The sequence below is a fragment of the Leucobacter komagatae genome (assembly GCF_006716085.1).
GTDB classification, from domain to species: domain Bacteria; phylum Actinomycetota; class Actinomycetes; order Actinomycetales; family Microbacteriaceae; genus Leucobacter; species Leucobacter komagatae.
This window is the reverse complement of sequence record NZ_VFON01000001.1, coordinates 1,940,094-1,962,339: the sequence shown is the minus strand read 5'-3', so window position 1 is coordinate 1,962,339 and position 22,246 is coordinate 1,940,094. Positions and strand designations below refer to the sequence as shown.

Genomic DNA, 22,246 nt, shown 5'->3' with positions numbered 1-22,246 from the left:
GCTCGACTTTAGCGCATGAGGCCAACCCGTTCATAGACCAGATCGAGGGTCTTATTTGCGATCTCGTTCGCGCGCTCCGCGCCGCGCGCGAGGAGCCGATCGAGCTCTGCCGGATCGGCCATGAGCTCGGTAGTGCGCTCGCGCACGGGAGCGAGCGACTCCTCGACAACCTCGGCGACGGCCTTCTTCAGATGACCGTATCCGAGCCCCTGGAACTCCGCTTCGATCGACTCGATCGAGCGGTCGCCCAGCACCGAGAAGATGGTGAGCAGGTTCGAGACTCCGGGCTTCGCCTCGCGGTCGAAGCGGATCTCGTTATCGTCGTCGGTCACCGCGCGCATGATCTTCTTGCTCGTGACGTTCGCCGGGTCAAGCACCTTGATGAGGCCCGCCTCGGTCTCGGCGGACTTCGACATCTTCGCCGACGGGTTCTGGAGGTCGTAGATCTTCGCGACGGTCTTCGGGATCTGCGCCTCGGGAAGTACGAACGTGTCGCCAAAGCGCGAGTTGAAGCGGTTCGCGAGGTCGCGCGTCAGTTCAACGTGCTGGCGCTGGTCTTCGCCGACGGGCACCGACTCCGCCTGGTAGAGCAGGATGTCGGCGGCCATCAGGATCGGGTACGTGAACAGGCCGACCGACGCCGCGTCGGCGCCGTGGCGCTGCGACTTGTCCTTGAACTGGGTCATGCGACCCGCCTCGCCGAAGCCGGTGAGCGTGTTGAGTACCCAGGCGAGCTCGGCGTGCGCGGGCACGTGCGACTGGATGAACAGGGTCGACTGCTCGGGGTCGATGCCGGCGGCGATGTACTGCGCGGCGGTGCGGCGCGTGCGCTCGACGAGCTCCTTCGGATCCTGTGGCACGGTGATCGCGTGCAGGTTCACGACGCAGAAAATCGCGTCGTAGTCTTCCTGCATCTTGGTCCACTGGCTCAGGGCGCCAATGTAGTTGCCGAGCTGGAGCGAATCGCTCGACGGCTGCATTCCCGAGAAGATGACTGGCTTGGTGTTGCTCATGTGAGTATTTGCGCGTTTCTGTGTGAAGTTTGGGTCGCTCTGACGCGGTTGCGCGGTCAGATGCGGTAATCGACGACGACGGGAGCGTGGTCGGACCATCGCTCGTCGTAGGCCGCTGCGCGGTCAATCGTGTAGTCGAGCACGCGCTCGCCGAGCTGCGGGGTGACGACGTGGTAGTCGATGCGCCAGCCCGTGTCGTTGTCGAACGCCTGACCGCGGTTCGACCACCACGAGTACGGGCCATCGACCTCGCCGGCGAAGGTGCGCCCGACATCGACCCAGCCGTATCCCTCGCCCTCGGAGCCGTCAACGCCCGTGACGAGCTCGCCGCGGGGCCCAAAGAACCTGTCGAAGTAGGCGCGCTCGCGCGGCAGGAAGCCGCTCTTTTTGACGTTGCCCTTCCAGTTCTTAATGTCGAGCTCGCGGTGGCCGACGTTGAAGTCGCCGACGATCGCCGCGAACTCGCGCGAGCTTGCGAGCTCGGTCATGCGGGCGCCCATCGCGTCGAGGAACGCCCACTTGGCCTCCTGGCGAGGGGTGTCGACCTCGCCCGAGTGGGTGTAGTTGCTCACAACGGTGAGTTGCGAGTCGCCGAACTGGAAGTCTGCCTCGAGCCAGCGGCCCGACGACTGCACGCGATCCTGCTCGTCAGCTCCGCCGAGACCGACCCGGTGGGCGAGCGACGGCACCCGGCTCGCGATTGCGACGCCGGCGCGCCCCTTAATCTCGCAGGGGTCGTGCAGCCAGTGCCAGCCCGCGGTGCCGAGGAACTCTTCAAGGTGCTCGTCTTGCGCGCGCACCTCCTGCAGGGCGAGCACGTCGACCCCGCGATCCGCGAGCCACTCGCCCATGCCCTTGCGGTAGGCAGCCCTGATGCCGTTGACGTTGACCGACGCGACGCGAAGTGAATCTGACATGGAATCCAGTGTAGAGGTGCGACACGCGCCGCTCCACTGACCCTCAATGACAACTTGAGGGTTTAAACTCCTCGGCTTGACACAGAGCGAATGACAAGGGTGTAATTATTTAGGTAACGCGGCGTGTCAGCGTTCGCGGAATGGGAAATCTTGAGAAAGGAGCGCACCCGTGGAAGGCAATTCAGCGACGAGCGTTCCCGGCGACTGGTTCGTCGACCCGGTATTTCTCGGTACCCCCGGTATTCGTCGACAGGTTGAAGACGAAGCGCTCGCCTGGCAGTCGGACGCGCTGTGCGCGCAGACTGACCCCGAGTCGTTCTTTCCGGAAAAGGGCGGGTCGACCCGCGAGGCGAAGCGCATTTGCGAGAGCTGCGAGGTGCGCTCAGAGTGCCTCGACTACGCGCTCGAGAATGACGAGCGCTTCGGCATCTGGGGCGGTTTGTCTGAGCGAGAGCGGCGGAAGCTGCGCCGCGAGGCGAGCTGACCTTTGCGGTTTGCGGCATGGCACCAGTTTGATTTCATGCCACCTCTTCTAGACTGACGGCGTTATGCGCAGCACAGTTACGGCAGTCATTGTCGCTTCCCAGGGTGGAGAGTGGCTCGATGAGACGATCGCAGGGATCGCCTCGCAAACGAGGCGCCCGAACGCAATCGTCGCGGTGAACAACGGCGGCACCGAGCGGGTGGGAGCCCAGCTCGTGAATGCGAACCTCGGCGGCGCCGAGGCGTCGCGAGTGATCGGGATCCCGTCGCGGGTGTCGTTCGGCCGCGCGGTCGCAGCGGCGCTCACGGCGGTGCTTCCCGGGTCACAGCCCTCCGAAGAGTGGATCTGGCTGCTGAGCGAGGACTCGTGCCCCGAGCCCGAGGCGCTCGAACGGATCCTCTCGAGCGTGCAGCGCGCGCAGTCCGTGGCGGTCGCCGGCCCGAAACTCGTGGACTGGGACCACCCTGAGCGCATCATCGAGCTCGGTCAGAGCCTCACGACTACCGGATCGCGGTGGCTCCTGCGGCGCCAGGAGCTCGATCAGCAGCAGTATGACCACCTCGAAGACGTGCTCGGTGTCGGCCCAGTCGGCATGCTCGTGCGGCGCGACGTGTGGGACGAGCTTGGCGGCTTCGACCCCGCCTTTACGACCTACGACGACGCCCTCGACTTCTGTGTGCGCACTCGCCTCGCCGGTTACCGGGTTGAGGTCTCGCCCGAGTCGCGCGTGCGCTTCGCCCGAAGCGGCGTTGCCGGGCCCCGCATCGACCGCTCGCGCGGCGTGCTGCGAACCGCGCACCGGCAGGCCCGAACCGCTCACCTGCACCGCCGCATCGCGTACGCGCCTGCAGTCGCGGCGTTCTTCATGTGGCTCGGGCTTCCGCTCCTCGGCATTGCCCGGGTGTTCTGGGCCCTCATTCGCGAACAGCCCGGCAACATGCTCGGCGAGCTCTTCGCAGCGCTCACGGTATTCTTCCGCCCGAAGGCGATCCTCGCGTCCCGGAAACGGGTGAACCGCGCGTCGAGGGTTGGCTGGTCGGCGGTGAGGCCGCTGCGCACCGACAGGAAGACTGTCCGCACGGCGCGCATGATCGACCGTGAGGCGATTCTCGCAGCGCAGGGTCGCGTGCCGCGCGAGCTCGGGTTCGTCTCCACGGGCGGCCTCGCCGTGCTCGTCGTCACCTCGGTCATCGCGATCGCGCTCACCTGGTGGGCCGTCGCGCAGACAAGTCTGTTCGGCGGTGGCATGGCGCCGCTGAGCCCGATTGGCGAGCTCTGGCACCACACCCGCACGCTCGACGGCGTTCCCGCCGATCCCTTCGCGTGGGTGCTCGCCGTGCTCGGCTCCGTGACGTTCTGGAATCCGTCGCACGCGCTCGTGCTGCTCTTGATCATCGCGATCCCGCTCTCAGCGCTCGGCGCGTGGATCTGGGCGGCCCAGATCACCGAGTCGGCCGCGGCGCGGGTCGTCGTCTCGGTCGGGTTCGCGCTCAGCCCCGTGCTGCTGGGCTCGATCGCCTCGGGCCGAATCACCACCCTCATCCTCGCGGTCGTGATGCCGTGGCTGCTGCTCGCGGCGACCCGCTGCCGCGAGTCGTGGAGTTGGGCGGGCACTGCATCGCTCCTTGCGGCGGTCGCGCTTGCGAGCGCGCCGGTGCTGATTCCCGTCGCCCTTCTCTTCCTCGTGATCGGCGTCTTCTCGAGCCTGCGGGGCGCGCTCCGTGTGCTCTCGATCGGGATCGCGCCGCTCGTGCTCTTCGCCCCCAAGATCATCGCGACGGTGTTCGGCGGCCGACCCCTCGACCTGCTCGCAGACCCGGGCATCGCGCTCCCATACACGCCGGGAACGACCTGGCACCTGCTGCTCGGGTTCCCCGAATTCGGCCTCGACGGCTGGGCGCGCATCTTCGAATCGATCGGCCTCGGCGGGGCGCCTGCGACGCTGCTCGTTGGCGTGCTCATGCTGCCGCTCGCGCTCCTCGCACTGCTCGGCCTGTACACGGGCAAGGTCTCCGTCACGGTGCTCCACGCGCTCTTCGGCGCGCTCGGCATCGTCACCGCTGTCGGTTCCACCCAGCTCATGCTCACGACGGCGGGGGAAACCCCGATCGCCGTGTGGACCGGGTCGGGGCTCGTGCTGTACTGGCTCGCTATCCTCGGGCTCGCCGCGGTCGGGGCTGAGACAGCCCGCCGGGCCGCGCCAGCCGTCGTCGCCGTGGCGCTTGTCGCGGCCGTTGTTGCGGCAGGCCCTATCGCCGTCCGCCTCGTCACGGGCGACGTGCCGATGGGCCCGGGCAGCGACCGCATGCCGGCGCTCGTGCAAGCCGCAGGCGAACAGCACCCGAACACCCGCACCCTCGTGGTGAGCGCAGACGGGGCCCAGGCCCTGCGCGCGCAGATTGTGACAGGTGAGGGCCTCGAGCTTGACGACATCCGCACCTCCACGGTGCTCGCCGAGCCGACGGACGCTGACCGCTCGCTCGCGGAGCTCGTTGGGGCTCTCGCGAGCATCGGCGGCGGCAGCGTCAGCGAGGCACTCAACTCCGAGCGCGTGAGCTACGTGCTGCTGCGCTCGGGCAACGAGCCAACGGCCGAGACCGAGCTGCAGCGCACGCTCGACCAGCACCCCGAGCTCGCAAGCATTGGCACGACCGACCAGGGGCTGCTGTGGCGGGTCTCTGACGCGGCGACGGGCCGCGAGCCTGTTGGCGACGAGTCCGCCGCGCTCGTTGGCACCTCGTTCGGCGGGCAGACCGTGTGGGTCACGCAGCTCGTGTTGCTCTTCGCGATCTTGCTGCTCGCGCTTCCTACGGGCGAGGTCGTCGAACGGCCAGAGCGGCGCAAGCGCCCGAAGCGCGCGCGCAAGCGCAAGGGCCACAAGGACAAGCAGCGCGCCGCCGCGTCGGTGACGGCGGGGGCCGCGCCGGTCGCGCTCGACGAAGTCGCTGAGCCTGAGGTGCCGGCCGAGCCTGAGGTGCCGGCTGAGCCTGCTGAATCTGCTGAATCTGCTGAGCCTGAGGTGCCGGCCGAGTCTGAGGCGCCCGCCGAGCCTGGTGAATCTGCGGAGCCTGCCGAGCCTGTGGAGACGGATCGGTCTGAGGCGCCGGCAACCACGGAGGCTCCCGAAACCCCGGAGGCGCCAGAAGACACTGATAAGCCCGACGGCACCGAAGACCCAGCTGAGGAGGCGAAGTAGATGAGCAAGAGCGAGAAGTTCGTGCGCGGCGGGGCCCGCGCCCTGACCGGCCTGGCCATCACCGGCGCCGCCGCGGTCGGCGTGCTGCTGCTCGGCACCGTCACGCTGCCCACCGTCGAGCGCGCGCCGCACGCGGTGTCGGTGAGCACGACGCAGGCCGGCGAACGCAACATCGTCTGCGCTGGCGCGTTTGCAGAGCTCGGGTCTGACCCCTCGCGCCCCGACGTTGCCGTTCCCGTCGGCGAGGCCGGCGTGCTGGTGAGCGGAGACGGCGAGCTGCGCACCCTTGCTGGAGGAGGCGAGGGTGGCGCGAACGCGAGCGGCGCGCGCGTGCTCACGGGCGAAGCGGAAGCCTCAATCGCCGCCGTGCAAAGCCAGAAGCTGTCGTCGCCGTCGCTCTCCGGCACCGTTGCGAGTACCTGCGTCGAGCCGGTGAACGAGCAGTGGCTCGTCGGCGGTGGCAGCACGCTCGGGCTGTCGACGACGCTCAGCCTCGGCAACGCGAGCGAGGTACCCGCGACCGTGCAGATCACCGTGTTCGACGAGGCCGGGGAGATCGACGCCGTGCAGACCTCCGGCGTCATCGTTGCGCCGAACGCCGAGCAGATCGTCTCGTTGAATGGCTACGCGCCGAATCGCGAGCGCCTCGCGGTGCGCGTCACGAGCACCGGCGCGCCCGTCGCGGCGAGCCTCGGGGTCGCGCGCGTTGACGGAATCGTCCCTGTCGGGGCCTCCGTCGTCACGCGGCAGCTGCAGCCCGCGACCACCCAGGTGATCCCTGGCGTCACTAACGAGGACGCGCATGATCACGAGGCGATCCCGACCGATACTGGCCCCGCCGACCGCTTCCCGGTGCTCGTGAACGCGATCGCGCCGGGCGAGACCGCGGGCAAAGCGAGCGTCTTCGCGATCGACGCGAAGGGCACCCGCACCGCCCTCGGAGAGCTCGAGCTTGAGCCGCGCGTCGTCGGCAGCCTCGCCGTCGAGGCGTGGCCGCACGACGCGACGGCAGTCGTTGTTGAGTCCGAGGTGCCGGTGTTCGCGGCCGCCGAGGGCGCAGCGAACTCGGGCGAGACGCACGACTTCCAGTGGTTCGCGCCCGCACCGGAGATCGCTGACGGCGTGGCGACCGCGGCCCCCATCGCGCAGGGCGGCACGCTGATCGTTGCGAACACGGGCGCCGAAGCCGCCGAGGTCACCGTCGAGGGCGGCACCGCGCAAACCGTTTCGGTGCCGGCTGGCGCGGCCGTCGCTATCCCGGGCGACGGGAAGCGCACGATCACGAGCACGAAGCCGGTGCACGCCGGCGTGCGCATGCTCGGCAGCGGCTCGCTCGCGGGCTACCCGGTCATGCCGCGCGCGGAGCACACTGGCGAGCTGACGGTCTACACGCGCTAGCCCTGACCGTAGACTTGAAGGCATGAACGCACGCAGTCCCCGCGCGCCGGGAACGCCGACCCGGCACGGGCGGCGGCCGATCCGCTCGTCGCTCACCGGGCCCGCCCTCGCAAACCCGGCGAGCCGCGTCGCGCGCTTTGAGGCCGACGCGCGCGCCGTCGTCGAGTTTCTGCAGCGCACGTTCCCCGACGAGCTGCGCGGCGTGCAGATCGGGTTCCAAACAGTACCGACGGGCCGCGGTGAGAGCGAGATGCCGATGCTGTACTCGGTGGATCGCGCGGCGCGGAGCATCATGCTCTACCGGATGCCGATTCAGCGCAGCAAGGGTCTCCACGTGAACGACGACGAGCACCGGCGCTACTTTGTCGAGCACTGCGTGTACCGCGCCGTGTGCGAGTACCTTGGTCGCGAACCGTGGGAGTTGCTGCCCGGAAGGTTCGATCACTTCTAGCCGCCCCACCCCTTCAGGGGGTCTCGGTTGCACGATTACCAGTCCGACCGGTCATAATAGGCACATGAGCGCACGAATCCTCGTAGTGGATGATGACAGAGCACTCGCTGAGATGCTGAGCATGGTGCTGCAGGGAGAAGGATTCCTTGTCGAGCATGCGTATGACGGCTTCGAGGCCGTCGAGCAGTTCCGCGCGACGCGCCCTGACCTCGTTCTCCTCGACGTCATGCTTCCCGGGCTCGACGGTATCGGCGTCTGCGAGCAGATCCGAGCCGAGTCTGGCGTGCCCATCATCATGCTCACCGCACGCACCGATACCCGTGACGTCGTGCGCGGGCTCGAGGTCGGTGCTGACGACTACGTCGTGAAGCCGTTCAACCCGGCCGAGCTCATCGCTCGGATCCGTGCACGCCTGCGCGAACCGCAGGAGGACACGAACGAGACCCTCATGATCGGTGACCTGCAGATTGATGTCGCAGGCCACGAGGTGAAGCGCGGCGACGAGGCCATCGCGCTCACCCCGCTCGAGTTCGACCTTCTCGCGATCCTCGCTCGGAAACCGCAGCAGGTGTTCACGCGCGAGGTGCTGCTCGAGAAGGTTTGGGGCTACCAGTACAAGGCCGATACGCGCCTCGTGAACGTCCACGTGCAGCGGCTCCGCGCGAAGATCGAGATCGACCCCGATCGCCCGGCGATCGTCACGACCGTGCGCGGCGTCGGCTACCGCGCTGGTGCGCGCGCAGAATAGCCTTTTCTTATGACAGAGCCACGGTCGCGCGGGCGGGTGCAGCGGGCCTGGCGTCGCCTGAGGTTGCGTTGGATCAGGCTGACCCAGCCCGTACTCGGCCCGTTCCGGCAGCGCTGGGCGAGGTCGCTCATGCTGCGCACGATGACGATCACGGGCCTCGTCACGGGCGCGATGATCGCGATCGCGGGCGTGTTCCTGCTCACGAGCGTGAGCAACGACCTGTACCAGTCGCGCCTTGAGCAGTCGCTGCAGGACTCGGCGCGCGCGACTGTACAGGCGCAGCGCATGATCGACTCGTTCGACCCAGCCGATAGGGGAGGGCTGCAGTCGCTGCAGACCTCGGTGCTGCGCACGGTGCAAGACACGTCGTCGAGCCAGATGATCTACATCAGGCGGCAGCAAAACCAGGCCCCGTTCCCCGAGCTATCTGACGTCGCGAGCACGCCCTCGTCGCTCGGCCAGGCCGTGAGCGAAGAGCTCGCCACTGCGGTGCTCGTGGCTGACGAACCGCAGTACTGGCAGGCGGTGACGTTCCGCGAGGGCGATGCGAAGGTTGCGCCCGGCATCGTCGTCGGATCCTCACTCAAATTCCCGGCGGGCGCCGGCGTCTTCGACCTGTTCGTCGGCTATGACCTGTCGGACACCGCGGAAACGCTGTCGTTCGTGCAGCGGACGCTGTTCATCACCGCCGTGGGCATGATGCTGTTCATCGGCCTGCTCGTGTGGGTGATCTCGCGAATCGTGTTCCGCCCGATCCGCGTCGCCGCAGACACCAGCCGGCGGCTCGCCGCAGGCGAGGCGGAGGCGCGCATGCCGCTCCAGCACGACGAGCACTTCGACGTGCTGTCCGAAGGTTTCAACGACATGGCTGACACGCTGCAGGCGCGCATCCAAGAGCTTGATGACCTCTCGGAGATGCAGCAGCGTTTCGTGTCTGACGTGTCGCACGAGCTGCGCACCCCGCTCACCACGATCCGGCTCGCGAGCGAGGTGCTGAGCGGCCAGCAGGATTCGCTCGGGCCGGGCCAGCAGCGCGCCGTCGAGGTGCTCAGCGCGCAGGTCGGCCGGTTCGAGTCGCTGCTCACCGATCTGCTCGAGATCTCGCGCTACGACGCCGGCCGCGTCACGCTCGAGACAGAACCGACGAACCTCGTGCACCTCGTCGACGAGGTCGTGACGGCGCTCAGACCGCTGTCGGCAAGCCTCATCGAGGTGCGCCCGCTCGGCGGCTACACGCCCGTCGACGTCGACGCGCGCCGCATCAGGCGGATCGTATCGAACCTTGTCGGGAACGCGATCGAGCACGGTGAGGATCGGCCGATCGTGGTCACCGTTGACTCGAACGCGCACGCCATCGCGATCGGGGTGCGCGACTGGGGCGTCGGCATGAGCCCGGAAGACGTCGAGCACGTGTTCGACCGCTTCTGGCGCGCCGACCCGTCGCGCAAGCGCACGCTGGGCGGCACCGGTCTCGGGCTCGCAATCGCGCGCGAAGACGCCGCCGTGCACGGCGGCTACCTCGAGGTGTGGTCGTCAAAGGGGAAGGGCACGAACTTCCGCCTCACGCTGCCGCGCGGCGACGAGGTCACGAACTTCGTCTCGCCGATCGCCCTCATCCCCGAGGACGCCGCGGAGGGAACGAACGTGCGTGACACGACGGGCGGCTGGCTGAAGCGGCCGTTCCGCAGGAGCATCAAGACACCGAAGGAGGGGCGTGCATGATCCGGATCGAGAAGCGGCGCTGGCGCACCTCGGCGGCCGGCGTTGCCGTCGCGGCGATCGCCCTCACCGGGTGCGCCGCGATTCCCGGTTCGGGCGCGGTACAGCCGGGCCTCTCAGACATTAACCAGGCCGAGCAGGCGCTGCAGTTCAGCGCGTTCGGGCCGTCGGCGGGCGCGACGCAGGAGGAACTCGTGCGCGGGTTCATCACGGCCGCGCGGTCACCGGTCGACGACTACTCCGTCGCGCGCGAGTACCTCTCGCCCGAGTACGCGGACCAGTGGGACCCCTACTTCGGCGTGCTCGTTTGGGAGGGGTCGCGCCCCTTCCGGCCCGACGGCGACGAGGCCGGCATGCTGCTGCTCTCCGTCGTCGCGGAGGTCGACCCCGACGGGCGGCTGCTCCCGACCGAGGCGGGGGAGAGCACTGAGCTGCGCTTCGAGTTCACGAAGCGTGGCGACGAATGGCGGATCTCGTCGGCGCCAGCGGGCGTCATCGTCGACCGGGCGACGTTCGACGCGATCTGGTCGCAGCACCACGTGAACTTCATCGGGCCTGGCGGCCGGCTCGTGCCTGACACCCGCTGGTTCCTGTCACGGCCCGCGCTCTCCACCGAGATCGTGAACGCGCTCCTGGCCGGCCCGAGCGAGCGCTTCGAACTCGTCGCGCGATCGGGGTTCCCGCAGGGCACGACTCTAACGAAGAACGCGGTGACCGTCGAAAACGGGCTCGCGCGGGTCGACGTCAAGGGTGAGGGGCTCAACAACCCAGGCGCGCAAGACGAGATGCAGCTCCAGCTGCAGACAAGCCTGCAGAGCGTGACCGGCGTGAACCGCGTGGAACTACTCATCGACGGGACGCCGGTGCGCAGCAAGCCGCACACCGTCACCCCTGTGGCCCCCGTGCAGGTTGGCGCGAAGCTTGCCGGCGAGCTCGAGGGCAAATTCGGTGTGATCACGGCGTCGAACGTCGAACCGGTGATCGGCGTGAGCGCGAGGGTCGAAGAGCTCGACGCCTTGGCCGTCAATCTGTCGCGCTCAAAGACCGTCGCGGCTGTGCTCGCCCCCGACGGCGTGCACATCGTCGCGGAGGGCTACTCAGCGCTCGTCGACAGCAGAAAGGGGCTGCTCGCCCCGAGCGTCGACGACGACCTCTGGACCTGGTCGGTCTCTGCCACTGACCCCTCCGCCGTGCGCGTCGCGAGCGTCGACGGGGTGCAGCACGAGCTCGACGCGCCGTGGCTTGAAAGCCTCAACGTGCACGCTGTCGGGATCGCGCCCGGCGGCAGCATGCTCGCGGCGCTCGTCGACGGTGGCGGTGGCAAGAGCTACGTGCTCGTTGGCGGGATCATCCGCGACAACGAGGGCGAGCCGACGGGGCTCACGCCCAAGGCAGACATTGAGATGTGGGCGGGCGGCGAAGCGATCGACTTCGATTGGATCGACCAAAACCGGTTCGTCGCAATCACTAGGCAGGGCACCGCCGGCAAGGTGAGCGTTGGCGGGCCCGGCACGTTCGTGAGCGAGCAGGGCTCGGTGCCCGACGCCGTCGAGGTGTTCGGGGGCGGAAACCGCACCCAGATCAGGGTGCTCACCGCGAGCGGTGAGCTGTTCGCCCCGCAGGGCGCGAGCGGCTGGCAGCGCGTCGCGGCCGACGTCGACCTGATGGCGAAGCGGGGCTAGCTTCGCCCTCAGGCTCGCGGGCCTTCAGGTTCGGGGCGTCGTGTGCACAGGGGGATGTTGTGTGTGCGCGGGTGGCGTGGGGAGCGCGCAGACTGGTTCACATGAGAGCTGATGAGCGTGGTGCTGGTGCCCGGCTTGGTGCTGCGCGTGCGCCGGCTCGTGGTGGTTGGGTCGCCGCGCGCGAGGTCGGGCTCGACCTGCTCAGCCTGCTCTGGCCGTCCGCCTGCGTCGGCTGCGGTGAGGTTGACCGAGAGCTTTGCGCTGCGTGCGTACGTGCGCTTCGCCTCGGCTCTGAGGAGCCCCCACTGCGCTTGCCCGGGCTAGGCGTCCCCGGGTACGCAGCCGGGCGTTACGAGGGCGTGCTGCGCTCGGTGCTGCTCGCGTACAAGAACCGCGGCGCGTACCGGTATGAACGCCACCTGGGGCGCCGCTTGGCCGGGCCGCTTCTGAATGTGCTTGAAGCTGAGTATCGGCTCGATGCGCGGCGGCACCGCGTCGCACTTGTGCCCCTGCCCTCGCGGAGGCGGAGCGAGCGCGAACGAGGGTTCCGCCACGTGGAGGTGATTGCTCGTCGCGCCCTACGCACGCTCGGAGTGCCGGGCTCAGTGGTGCCGGCACTCAGAGCTACGCGTGGTCGCACGGGGCAGGTCGGTCTCGGTCCCCTCGAACGTGAGCGCAACGCGAGGCGAGTTCGAGTGCGCCGTGGGGCGATCGCCTATCTGACGCGGGTACCGGTGGTACTTGTGGATGACGTGTCGACGACCGGCGCCACGCTGCGCGTCGCAACCGAGGTCCTGGAGGCCAGCGGAGTGCGTGTCATGGGCGCGGTGACGCTGTGCCTCGCTGAGCGGCGCGACGCGCCACAAAAACTAGAGTGGAACCTCACAGGCGAAAGGGGGTAATGTTCGAGAAAGGCGTAGTGGTGCGCCACACCGGCCCACCCGCCTGAGTCACCTGGGAGGTCGTCATGGACGTCAGCATCCACGGACGAAATGTCGAGATTACTGATCGCTTCGAGCAGTATGTCGAGTCAAAAACCGAGAAGGTAGCAGGGTTGCTCCCGAAGGCACAGGCCTTCGAGGTGCGCGTTTCCCGCCTCAGTGACAAGAGCCCGAAGCACGGCGACCGCGTTGAGATTACGCTCATCGGCCCGGGTCCCGTTATTCGCGCGGAGTCGGTTGGCCCCGACAAGTACTCAGCCTACGACATCGCCTACGGCCGCGTGCTTGAGCGCATCCGCCGCTCCAAGGACAAGGCTCATGACCGCCGCGGTCGCGGTCGTACCTCGCTCGGCGACGCTGCGGCAAACGACTTCGCGGTTGTCGACCTGCAGCCGGCCTCGGCCGAGGTGATTGACGCTGTTTCGACGGGTAACATCCCTGTCGTAGCCGAGACCGACGAGGCCTACAGCCCCGTCGTGATCCGCTCAAAGGAGTTCCCTGCCGAGCGCCTGCCCGTCGAGGACGCGGTCGACCAGATGGAGCTCGTGGGCCACGACTTCTTCCTGTTTATCGACGCAGAGACCGACAAGCCAAGCGTCGTGTACCGCCGCAAGGGGTGGAACTACGGCGTGCTCTCACTCTCCGAGAGCTAGACCATACACAGCGGCGGCCGTCCCCACTCCGGGGGCGGCCGTCGCCGTTTCTGTCTGGTTCCACTCCTGCTGCGGCATGCCCACACTTCGTATGGGATCTACCCCTGCAATGCCCGACACGCCTGGGGTGAGGCATACACGCTGCAGATTGCATAGCGTGTGGGTGTCAGTGTGGGTGTCAGTGTGGGTGCGCGGCCGGGAAACTTGCAGAGTCAGCACGCAGGGCAGCCTCACCGAGTTCGACCGCAAGGTCTAAGAACGGTGCGGGGCCCGCGCGGTGCCGCGGCCGAACCTGAGCCCAATGCCCCAGCGAAGCACGTTGCTAAAGGCCTCCCACATGATCGACAGCGACATCTTTGACCTGCCAGTGGTGCGCTCAACGAAAGTGATCGGAACCTCAGCGACGGGGCATCCGAGGCGCTCGAGCCGCCACGCGGTTTCCACTTGGAAGGCATAGCCCTCAGACACGATCGTCGAGAGATCGAGCTGTTCCACGCACCTGCGTGAGAGCACGCGGTAGCCGCTCGTAAGATCCCGAAGGTCCGAGCGAAGCGCGAGCCTCGCGAACCCGGTTCCCCCGCGCGAGATCAGCCGGCGGTGACGCGGCCAGTTCACGATTGCGCCCCCGGGCATCCACCGGGTTCCAATTGCCAGCCCGGCCCCAGCGCGGGCGGCCGCGAGCAAGTCGGGCAGCTCTTCGGGCAGGTGCGAACCGTCCGAGTCCATCTCGACAGCGAAGGCATAGCCGCGATCGAGGGCGAGGCGAAAGCCGGCGATATAGGCGGTGCCGAGCCCGAGCTTGCCGGCGCGGTGCAGCACGGTCACCCGGGGCTCACGGCTCGCAAGCTCGTCTGCGATGTCGCCAGTGCCATCGGGGCTCGCGTCGTCGATGATGAGCACGTCGATGTCGTGAGCGGCCTGGAGCACCCCAGCGACAATGCGGCCGAGCGACTCGCGCTCGTTGTACGTCGGAAGCACCACGAGCGCTCGCGAGCTGACCTGCCTGTCGAACGCCTCGGGTTGCTGCACGCGCCAATCCTTTCAGAAGCTCCCGTGAATACAGAAGGGGCCGGATACCAGCGGGGATGCTGGTACCCGGCCCCTCACCTGTGGTTAGGCCTGTGCCTAGGCCGCGTAGTTCGCGCGCAGGAGTGCGCCGAGCTCTGCGTCAACGTTCGTCCAGTACTGGAAGAACGCCTCGCGGATGCGGTCGACGGTGATTGCCTGTGCCTGGCCGCCGAGCACCTCGTGGAAGCGTGCCTTCTCCTCTGCCGAGAAGACGTCGCGGTAGAGCGTGCCTGCCTGGCCGAAGTCGTCGTCGTCGGCGCGCAGCGTGTGGGCCGAGCGAACGAGCGTGCCGTCAGCCTCCCAGCTCGCTTCGACGCCCTTGATCGGGTCGGCAACCGGGCCGCCCGCCTGGCCGTACGAGTTCGGCGAGTAGGTGCGGTGCTCTGCGCTGTTGAAGTGGTAGCGCATGTTGCCCTCGTGCTGGTAGTTGTTCACCTCACCAGCGTGCGGCTGGTTAACCGGCAGCTGGTTGAAGTTTGCACCAATGCGGTGGCGGTGCGCGTCAGCGTACGAGAACACGCGAGCCATGAGCATCTTGTCGGGCGAGATGCCGGTGCCGGGCACCTGGTTTCCGGGCGTGAACGCCGCCTGCTCGATCTGCGCGAAGAAGTTCTCCGGGTTGCGGTTCAGCGTGAACGTTCCGACCTTGATACGCGGGTAGTCAGCCTTCGGCCAGGTCTTCGTGAGGTCGAACGGGTTGAAGCGGTAGGTCTTCGCCTCCTCGTACGGCATGATCTGCACGTACATATCCCACGACGGGAACTCGCCACGCTCGATCGACTCGAAGAGGTCGCGACGGTAGTAGTCGGCGTCCGAGCCGGCGAGCTTCTCTGCCTCTTCGGGAGAGAGGCGCTCGACGCCCTGCTGCGAGATGAAGTGGTACTTCACCCAGAAACGCTCGCCCTCAGCGTTGATCCACTGGTAGGTGTGCGAACCGTAGCCGTTCAGGTGGCGCCAGCTCTTCGAGAGGCCGCGGTCACCCATGAGGTAGGTCACCTGGTGAGCCGATTCGGGCGACAGGGTCCAGAAGTCCCACTGCATGTCTGCGTCGCGCAGGCCGGAAGCGCCGAGGCGCTTCTGCGAGTGGATGAAGTCGGGGAATTTGATGCCGTCGCGGATGAAGAACGTCGGCGTGTTGTTGCCCACGATGTCGAGGTTGCCCTCGGGGGTGTAGAAGCGCAGCGAGAAGCCGCGCACGTCGCGCCAGGTGTCGGGCGAGCCCTGCTCGCCGGCGACCGACGAGAAACGGATGAGGGTCTCTGCCTTGGCGCCGGGCTGGAAGACGGCCGCGCGGGTGTACTTCGAGACATCCTCGGTCACCACGAACTCGCCGAATGCGCCGCCGCCCTTCGCGTGCGGGTTACGCTCGGGCACGCGCTCGCGGTTGAAGGACGCAAGCTTCTCGAGCAGGTAGTGATCGTGCAGCACCGTGGGGCCGTCGGGCCCAACGGTGAGCGAGTGCTCGTTGTCGGCGACGGGGGTGCCCGTCTGCGTGGTCAGGATCTTGTTCTCAGCCATGATGCCTCATTTCGTGGGGGTTGAGTCGGATGGGAGTCTTGATGGAATGGAAGTCTCGGGCTATCGGGTAGCCGCACAGCTACTGCACAGGCCGTGGAACGTGACTTCGGCGGCCTCAATCTCAAAGCCGTGGTCATCCGACGGCGTGAGGCAGGGGGCCGCGCCAACGGCGCACGGCACGTCTTCAAGGCGACCGCACGACCGGCAGAGCAGGTGGTGGTGGTTGTCGCCAACGCGGGCCTCGTACTTCGCTGACCCCCCGGCGGGGGTCACCCTGCGCACGAGGTTCGCCTCCACAAGCGCCGTGAGTACGCCGTAAATCGCCTGGAGGGACGTGCCGGGGAGATCGCCGCGAAGGCGCTCGTAGAGCTCGCTCGCGTCGAGGTGCCCACCCGGCTGCAGTGCGTCAAGAACGGCGCGGCGCGGCGCGGTTGAGCGCAGGCCAGCGGCATTCAGTCGGGCCGCCGATTCGGTGGCGTGGTGCGTGGTGGGCATGGTTCCATTGTATCCCTTATTTTGAATCATTCAAATAAAGGAAGGAATTCCCAGCGCAACGTACACAGCCGTTGCTAAGCTGAGGAGTTGTCACAATTAGGCAACGACGATGCCTCTGCCCCGCAGTTCATCGCGCACTACCGTACAGGAGACACAACGTGGCGACAGTCCTCGAGAAGATCCTTCGCGTCGGCGAAGGACGCACGCTCAAGAAGCTCGAGCGGTTGGCCAAGACGGTCAATGACCTTGAGCCCACTTTTGAGGCCCTCAGTGACGAGGAGCTGCGCGAGGAGACGACCGAGTTTCGCAAGCGGCTTGAAGCGGGCGAGACGCTCGACGACCTGCTTCCCGAAGCGTTCGCGGCTGTCCGCGAGGCCTCGAAGCGCACCATCGGCCTGCGCCCGTTCGACGTGCAGGTCATGGGTGGCGCGAACCTCCACCTCGGTAACATCTCCGAGATGAAGACCGGTGAGGGCAAGACCCTCGTCGCGACCATGCCGTCGTACCTCAACGCGCTCGCAGGCAAGGGCGTGCACGTCGTGACGGTCAACGACTACCTCGCGAGCTACCAGTCCGAGCTCATGGGCCGCGTGTTTCGCGCGCTCGGCATGACCACCGGCTGCATCATCTCCGGTCAGGACCCGGTTGAGCGCCGCAAGCAGTACGACGCAGACATCACGTACGGCACGAACAACGAGTTCGGCTTCGACTACCTCCGTGACAACATGGCGAGCACTGCGGCCGAGCGCGTCCAGCGCGGTCACTTCTTCGCGATCATCGATGAGGTCGACTCGATCCTGATCGATGAGGCCCGTACCCCGCTCATCATCTCGGGCCCGTCCTCGGGTGAGGGCAACCGCTGGTTCGGTGAGTTCGCGCGCATCGCGAAGACCCTCGAAGCCGGCGTCGACTACGAGGTTGACGAGAAGAAGCGCACCGTTGGAGTGCTTGAGCCCGGCATCGAAAAGGTTGAGGATCACCTCGGCATCACGAACCTCTACGAGTCGGTGAATACGCCGCTCATCTCGTTCCTCAACAACTCGATCAAGGCGAAGGCCCTGTTCACCCGCGACAAGGACTATGTCGTGCTCAACGGCGAGGTGCTCATCGTCGACGAGCACACCGGCCGTATCCTCGCCGGGCGTCGCTACAACGAGGGCATGCACCAGGCCATCGAGGCGAAGGAAGGGGTGCAGGTCAAGGCCGAGAACCAGATGCTCGCCACCGTCACCCTGCAGAACTTCTTCCGCCTCTACGACAAGCTCTCGGGCATGACCGGTACCGCCGAGACCGAGGCTGGCGAGTTCATGTCGACCTACAAGCTCGGCGTCGTGCCGATCCCGACGAACAAGAAGATGCAGCGCATCGACCAGCCCGACCTCGTCTACAAGAACGAGGAAGCGAAGTTCGCCGCTGTCGTCGAAGACATCGCTGAGCGCCACGAGAAGGGCCAGCCCGTTCTGGTCGGCACCACGAGCGTCGAGAAGAGCGAATACCTGTCGCGCCAGCTCGCGAAGAAGGGCGTTCGCCACGAGGTTTTGAACGCGAAGAACCACGCGCGCGAGGCCGCGATCATCGCGCAGGCGGGCCGCTTCGGCGCCGTCACCGTCGCCACCAACATGGCCGGCCGCGGTACCGACATCATGCTCGGAGGCAACGCCGAATTCCTCGCTGTGCAGGAAATGACGGCGCGCGGATTCTCCACAGAAGAGGATCCTGAAGCGTACGAGGCAGCGTGGGACGAGGTATTCGACGCCGTGAAGGAAGCCGTCTCGGGCGAAGCCGAGAAGGTGCTCACTGCTGGCGGCCTCTACGTTCTTGGCACGGAGCGCCACGAGTCGCGTCGCATCGACAACCAGCTCCGCGGCCGTTCCGGCCGGCAGGGAGATCCCGGCGAGAGCCGCTTCTACCTGTCACTCGCCGACGACCTTATGCGCCTCTTCAACTCGGGCGCGGCCGCCGCGCTCATGAACCGCGACGGGTTCCCCGATGACCTCGCGATCGAATCGAAGATGGTGACCCGCTCGATCCAGAGCGCGCAGAGCCAGGTCGAGGCCCGCAATGCCGAGATCCGTAAGAACGTCTTGAAATATGACGACGTCTTGAACCGTCAGCGTCAGGCGATCTACAGCGACCGCGCCCAGATCCTCGACGGCGAAGCCATCGAAGAGCGCGTGATCGCGTTCCGCGAGCAGACGATCGACGCGATCCTCGATTCGCACGGTGCCGATGAAAATTGGGACTTCGATGCGCTCTGGTCCGACCTTAAGCAGCTCTACCCGGTCGCCCTGACGGTCGATGAGGTCGTTGCCGAGGCTCCGAATGGGCGCGTCGACAAGGCGTTCCTGCGCCGCGAGATCCTCTCCGACGCTGAGGTCGCCTACACGGCGCGCGAAGAGTCGCTCGGGGAAGAAGCGATGCGTGAGCTCGAGCGCCGCGTCGTGCTGACGACGATCGACCGCCGCTGGCGCGATCACCTCTACGAGATGGACTACCTCAAGGAGGGCATCGGCCTCCGCGCGATGGCGCAGCGTGACCCGCTCGTCGAGTACCAGCGCGAGGGCTTCACGATGTTCGAGGGCATGATGGGCCAGATCAAGGAGGAGTCCGTCGGGCTGCTCTACAACCTCGAGGTGCAGGTGCGCTCGAACGAGCCCGGCCATGAGGGGCACGTGCACCTTGAGGGCGGCGGACTCGACGAGACGACCAAGCCCGATGAAGCGCAGCTCAGTTACAGCGCCCCGGACGAGGACGGTACGCCCGAGGTGAGCGGTGCGGGCGCGAAGCAGGCGCAGGCGAAGCAGGCGACCACGCGCGGCGCATTCGGACAGCAGGTGCCCGCCGATGAGGCTGGGGCCAGCAACCGCGCCCAGCGCCGAGCCAAGAAGAAGTAGCGAGCGCGCCGACGCGCAGCACCCAACCCCGCATCGAACCCCGATGACTCTCTGGAGGAGACCTACCCATGTCGAATGACACCACGTCGCGACTGTCGAAGAATGAGCGTCGCGCTCAGGCACGTGAACAGGCGCGAGTCGCTCGCGAGGCGGAGAAGAAGCGCGAAAAGCGCCGTCGCCTGTACATCCAGGGCGGCGTCGTGCTCGGCGTCGTCGCGATCCTCGCGATCGTCGGCCTCGTGCTCACGCAGTCGCTGAAGCCAGCGGGCCCCGGCCCGAAGAACATGGTCTCGGGCGCAGCGGTGTTCACGAAGGACCTGAAGGTTGTCCCGTCGGCGGCGCTGCAGGACCCGAAGGCTGACCGCGTCGCTCCTGAGACGAACCGCGAAGAGCTGCCGCTCGATGTCACCGTCTACGTCGACTACATGTGCCCCGCGTGCGGCAACTTCGAGGCCCAGAACGGCGTCATGCTCGAGAACTACGTCGGCTCGGGTGACGCAAACCTCGCGGTCTACCCGATCAACTTCCTTGATTCGACCTCGCTCGGCACGAAGTACTCGACACGCGCGGCGAACGCATTCGGCTGCCTCGTTGAGCAGCAGCCCGACGTTGCGTTCGAATTCCACAAGCGCCTCCTCAGCCCCGAGATTCAGCCCCAGGAGCGTACGCCTGGTCTCGACGACAAGGAGCTGCTGAAGCAGGCCGAGGCAGCTGGTGCGAAGGCTACGCCTGAGCTCAAGAGCTGCATCCAGGATCGCCCGTTCAGCACGTTCTTTACCGAGAACTATACGAAGGCTGGCGAGGGAATCTCGGGTCTTGCTGAGGGCCAGCGCCTGCTCATGCCGCAGAGCGCGACCGAGCTGCAGCCCGAGGGCAAGCCGCAGCGCCTCGTCTCCACGCCGCTCGTTCTCGTGAACGGCCAGCAGTGGAACGAGGGCCGCGACGGCTCGCTCGAGACCTTCATGCTGAAGATCAAGGGTGAGATCGAACAGGCCGGCGCCGCTGAGGCGGCAACGGACTGACTCATTTCCGACTAAGATCGGAGGGGCGGCTTCGGCCGCCCCAGTGCCTCCTTAGCTCATCTGGTAGAGCAGCAGCCTTGTAAACTGCAGGTGATCGGTTCGAGTCCGATAGGGGGCTCCACTGAATGGCCCCGCTTCGGCGGGGCCATTTGCGTTTGGTGCTGGTGCTGGTGGCTCGCAAGCCGGCTGGTGCTGGTGCTGGTGCTGGTGCTGGTGCTGGTGCTGGTGCTGGTGCTTCAGGGCTGCCTGCGCGGTGGGCTCTCACCCAGTCCCCGCCCCCGCACACCTAATTCACCAGAACACATCAATTTCCCGGAGAATTTGATGTGTTCTGGCGAAGTTCACGTGTTGGGGTCGAGACCTCGGCCGGGGGGCGGGGCAGCGGCAAAGGCCGTTGTCCACAGCGCCAGCAAGGCCGCCCCTCGGTGTGCCCTTCCAACGTCGGTAGGCGCGAGTACAATGGGGAAAATGGCTCGTTCCAAGTATCAGCTCATTGCAGCTCTCGTCGGTTCTGGCCTTGCGGGCATGCTCGTCGCCCTCCAATCGCGCATCAACGGCGGTTTCGCCCAGGAGATCGGCAGCGGCTATCTTGCCGCGGCGATCTCCTTCGGCGGCGGGCTCGTGCTGATCTGCCTCGTGCTACTCGTCTCACGCCGAGGTCGCCTCGGCATTGTGAAGATGCGAGACGAGGTAGCTTCCGGCCGCCTGCCCATCTGGGCGCTCTTTGGTGGCGTCGGGGGAGCGGCCTTCGTGCTCACACAGGGCCTCATCGCTCCGCTCACGGGCGTCGCCTTGTTCACGGTCGGCATCGTCGCGGGCCAGGTCTCCGGAGGCCTGCTGATGGACCGCCTCGGGCTTGGCCCTGGCGGGCGCATTAATGCGACTCCGACGCGTCTCGTTGGCACGGGTCTCGCGATCCTCTCCGTCATCGTGACTGTGGCCGCGAGCCTTGACGGCGGCCTCGTGCTGCTCGTGCTTGTGCCCGTGATTGTCGGCGCTGGCATGGCCGCGCAGTCGATGGTGAACGGGCTCGTGCGAGCAGCCGCCGAGAGCGCGGTGACCGCGACCTTCATGAACTTCGTCGTCGGCACCGCGATACTCGGTGCGGTCGCGCTCGTTTCCGTGCTCATCAACGGTTGGCCCAAGAGCTGGCCGACCGAGTTCTGGATGTACTGCGGTGGCGTGGTCGGTGTGATCTTCATCGCCGTGGCCGCGATGCTCGTGCGTCAGGCAGGCGTGCTGCTGCTCAGCATGTCGAACGTCGCGGGTCAGCTCATCGCCGCAATGCTCTTCGAGATCGGCTTCCCGCTCGCGGGCGGCCTGACCCCGGCCCTCGTCGTTGGCACGGCGATCGCTTTTGTAGCGGTCATCGTCGCGGCATTGCCGAGTAAGCCGCTCGGCCGGAGTTAGGCGGACGGCCCCTCAAAGCCGAGGGCGAGCGAGTTCATGCAGAACCGGTTGCCGGTTGGCGTGCCGAAGCCGTCTGGAAAGACGTGGCCGAGGTGAGAACCGCAGTTTGCGCAGCGCACCTCGGTTCGCACCTGCCCGAGAGTCGTGTCTTCGAGCAGCTCGACGGCATCGGGGTTGATGCTCTCGTAGAAGCTTGGCCAGCCGCAGTGCGACTCGAACTTCGTGCCACTCTGGAAGAGCTCGGCGCCGCAGCCGCGGCACGAGTACAGCCCATCGCCCCACTGACCAAGAAGCTCGCCGGTGCCGGCGCGCTCGGTCGCGGCTTCGCGGAGGATCGCGTACTCGTCTGGAGTGAGGCGCTCGCGCCACTCACTCTCGCTGAGCTGGAACGGGTAGTTGCCCTCGCCGATGGCAGACATGGTGACCTCCGAAGATCGTTGCGTGTTTCAAGCATACGCAACGAGTTCTGTGCGCGATCCCCACGAAAACTCATGCAGGTCTGACCTGCAGCTTGCATCATCTGACGATATTCGTCAGACTAATAGATGGTCGGCAGACTTAGGTTTGCCTCAGTTCGGTCCGATGTAGGGTGCCTCCGCGAAATGAGCGCCTGAACTCTCTTACTTTTCAAGGAGAA

General features: G+C 66.8%; 18 protein-coding genes and 1 tRNA gene. 13 read left to right on the top strand and 6 right to left on the bottom strand.

What is annotated here, in order from left to right; translation table 11 throughout:
* Window positions 1-8: 8 nt before the first annotated feature.
* Complete coding sequence (gene trpS / locus FB468_RS08920) at window positions 9-1,013, bottom strand: tryptophan--tRNA ligase (protein WP_141887031.1); 1,005 nt, start codon at window positions 1,011-1,013, stop codon at window positions 9-11.
* A 56-nt stretch (window positions 1,014-1,069) separates the two neighbouring features.
* Window positions 1,070-1,930, bottom strand: coding sequence for an exodeoxyribonuclease III (locus FB468_RS08915; RefSeq protein ID WP_141887030.1), 861 nt, complete (start codon window positions 1,928-1,930; stop codon window positions 1,070-1,072).
* 169 nt (window positions 1,931-2,099) lie between these two features.
* On the opposite strand from FB468_RS08915, the gene FB468_RS08910 reads away from it, so the two are divergent.
* From FB468_RS08910 to hpf, 9 genes are all read left to right on the top strand, one after another.
* Window positions 2,100-2,414 carry a WhiB family transcriptional regulator gene (locus FB468_RS08910; protein ID WP_141887029.1) on the top strand — a complete coding sequence of 105 codons (315 nt, stop codon included), beginning with the start codon at window positions 2,100-2,102 and terminating at the stop codon, window positions 2,412-2,414.
* 64 nt (window positions 2,415-2,478) lie between these two features.
* On the top strand, window positions 2,479-5,610 hold the full coding sequence (locus tag FB468_RS08905; protein ID WP_141887028.1) for a glycosyltransferase: 3,132 nt from the start codon (window positions 2,479-2,481) through the stop codon (window positions 5,608-5,610).
* The gene (locus tag FB468_RS08900) at window positions 5,611-7,008 is read left to right on the top strand and encodes a DUF5719 family protein (protein WP_141887027.1); all 1,398 of its coding nucleotides are present in this window, start codon (window positions 5,611-5,613) and stop codon (window positions 7,006-7,008) included.
* Between the two features lie 22 nt (window positions 7,009-7,030).
* Window positions 7,031-7,459: a metallopeptidase family protein gene (locus tag FB468_RS08895; RefSeq protein ID WP_246055820.1), complete on the top strand. Its 429-nt coding sequence runs from the start codon at window positions 7,031-7,033 to the stop codon at window positions 7,457-7,459.
* Between the two features lie 64 nt (window positions 7,460-7,523).
* Window positions 7,524-8,207: an MtrAB system response regulator MtrA gene (gene mtrA / locus FB468_RS08890; protein ID WP_141887026.1), complete on the top strand. Its 684-nt coding sequence runs from the start codon at window positions 7,524-7,526 to the stop codon at window positions 8,205-8,207.
* Window positions 8,208-8,216: 9 nt separating this feature from the next.
* Complete coding sequence (gene mtrB / locus FB468_RS08885) at window positions 8,217-9,929, top strand: MtrAB system histidine kinase MtrB (RefSeq protein ID WP_141887025.1); 1,713 nt, start codon at window positions 8,217-8,219, stop codon at window positions 9,927-9,929.
* Window positions 9,926-11,608 (top strand): LpqB family beta-propeller domain-containing protein, encoded by a 1,683-nt coding sequence (locus FB468_RS08880; protein ID WP_141887024.1) that lies wholly within the window; start codon window positions 9,926-9,928, stop codon window positions 11,606-11,608. Before mtrB ends, FB468_RS08880 begins: the two co-directional genes overlap by 4 nt.
* A gap of 101 nt (window positions 11,609-11,709) precedes the next feature.
* On the top strand, window positions 11,710-12,510 hold the full coding sequence (locus FB468_RS08875; RefSeq protein ID WP_141887023.1) for a ComF family protein: 801 nt from the start codon (window positions 11,710-11,712) through the stop codon (window positions 12,508-12,510).
* 65 nt (window positions 12,511-12,575) lie between these two features.
* Window positions 12,576-13,202 carry a ribosome hibernation-promoting factor, HPF/YfiA family gene (hpf, locus tag FB468_RS08870; protein WP_141887022.1) on the top strand — a complete coding sequence of 209 codons (627 nt, stop codon included), beginning with the start codon at window positions 12,576-12,578 and terminating at the stop codon, window positions 13,200-13,202.
* A 252-nt stretch (window positions 13,203-13,454) separates the two neighbouring features.
* Here the strand turns inward: hpf and FB468_RS08865 are convergent, their stop codons facing one another.
* The 3 genes from FB468_RS08865 to FB468_RS08855 all read right to left on the bottom strand — a co-directional run bounded on the left by FB468_RS08865 (window position 13,455) and on the right by FB468_RS08855 (window position 16,283).
* Window positions 13,455-14,231 (bottom strand): polyprenol monophosphomannose synthase, encoded by a 777-nt coding sequence (locus FB468_RS08865; protein WP_141887021.1) that lies wholly within the window; start codon window positions 14,229-14,231, stop codon window positions 13,455-13,457.
* Window positions 14,232-14,327: 96 nt separating this feature from the next.
* On the bottom strand, window positions 14,328-15,788 hold the full coding sequence (locus tag FB468_RS08860) for a catalase (protein WP_141887020.1): 1,461 nt from the start codon (window positions 15,786-15,788) through the stop codon (window positions 14,328-14,330).
* A 60-nt stretch (window positions 15,789-15,848) separates the two neighbouring features.
* A complete protein-coding gene (locus tag FB468_RS08855) occupies window positions 15,849-16,283 on the bottom strand; it encodes a Fur family transcriptional regulator (RefSeq protein WP_141887019.1) in 435 nt (144 codons plus the stop codon).
* A 158-nt stretch (window positions 16,284-16,441) separates the two neighbouring features.
* Here FB468_RS08855 and secA point away from each other — a divergent pair, with 158 nt between their 5' ends.
* The 4 genes from secA (at window position 16,442) to FB468_RS08835 (ending at window position 21,609) form a co-directional block, all read left to right on the top strand.
* Window positions 16,442-19,177, top strand: a complete 2,736-nt coding sequence (gene secA, locus FB468_RS08850; protein ID WP_141887018.1) for a preprotein translocase subunit SecA — start codon at window positions 16,442-16,444, stop codon at window positions 19,175-19,177.
* A gap of 68 nt (window positions 19,178-19,245) precedes the next feature.
* Window positions 19,246-20,199, top strand: a complete 954-nt coding sequence (locus FB468_RS08845) for a DsbA family protein (protein ID WP_141887017.1) — start codon at window positions 19,246-19,248, stop codon at window positions 20,197-20,199.
* A gap of 45 nt (window positions 20,200-20,244) precedes the next feature.
* A tRNA-Thr gene (locus tag FB468_RS08840) sits at window positions 20,245-20,320 on the top strand.
* A gap of 347 nt (window positions 20,321-20,667) precedes the next feature.
* Entirely contained in the window at window positions 20,668-21,609 is a 942-nt protein-coding gene (locus FB468_RS08835) for a DMT family transporter (protein WP_141887016.1), read from the top strand.
* Here FB468_RS08835 and msrB read toward each other — a convergent pair.
* On the bottom strand, window positions 21,606-22,028 hold the full coding sequence (msrB, locus tag FB468_RS08830) for a peptide-methionine (R)-S-oxide reductase MsrB (RefSeq protein ID WP_141887015.1): 423 nt from the start codon (window positions 22,026-22,028) through the stop codon (window positions 21,606-21,608). The genes FB468_RS08835 and msrB overlap by 4 nt on opposite strands.
* Window positions 22,029-22,246 lie beyond the last annotated feature (218 nt).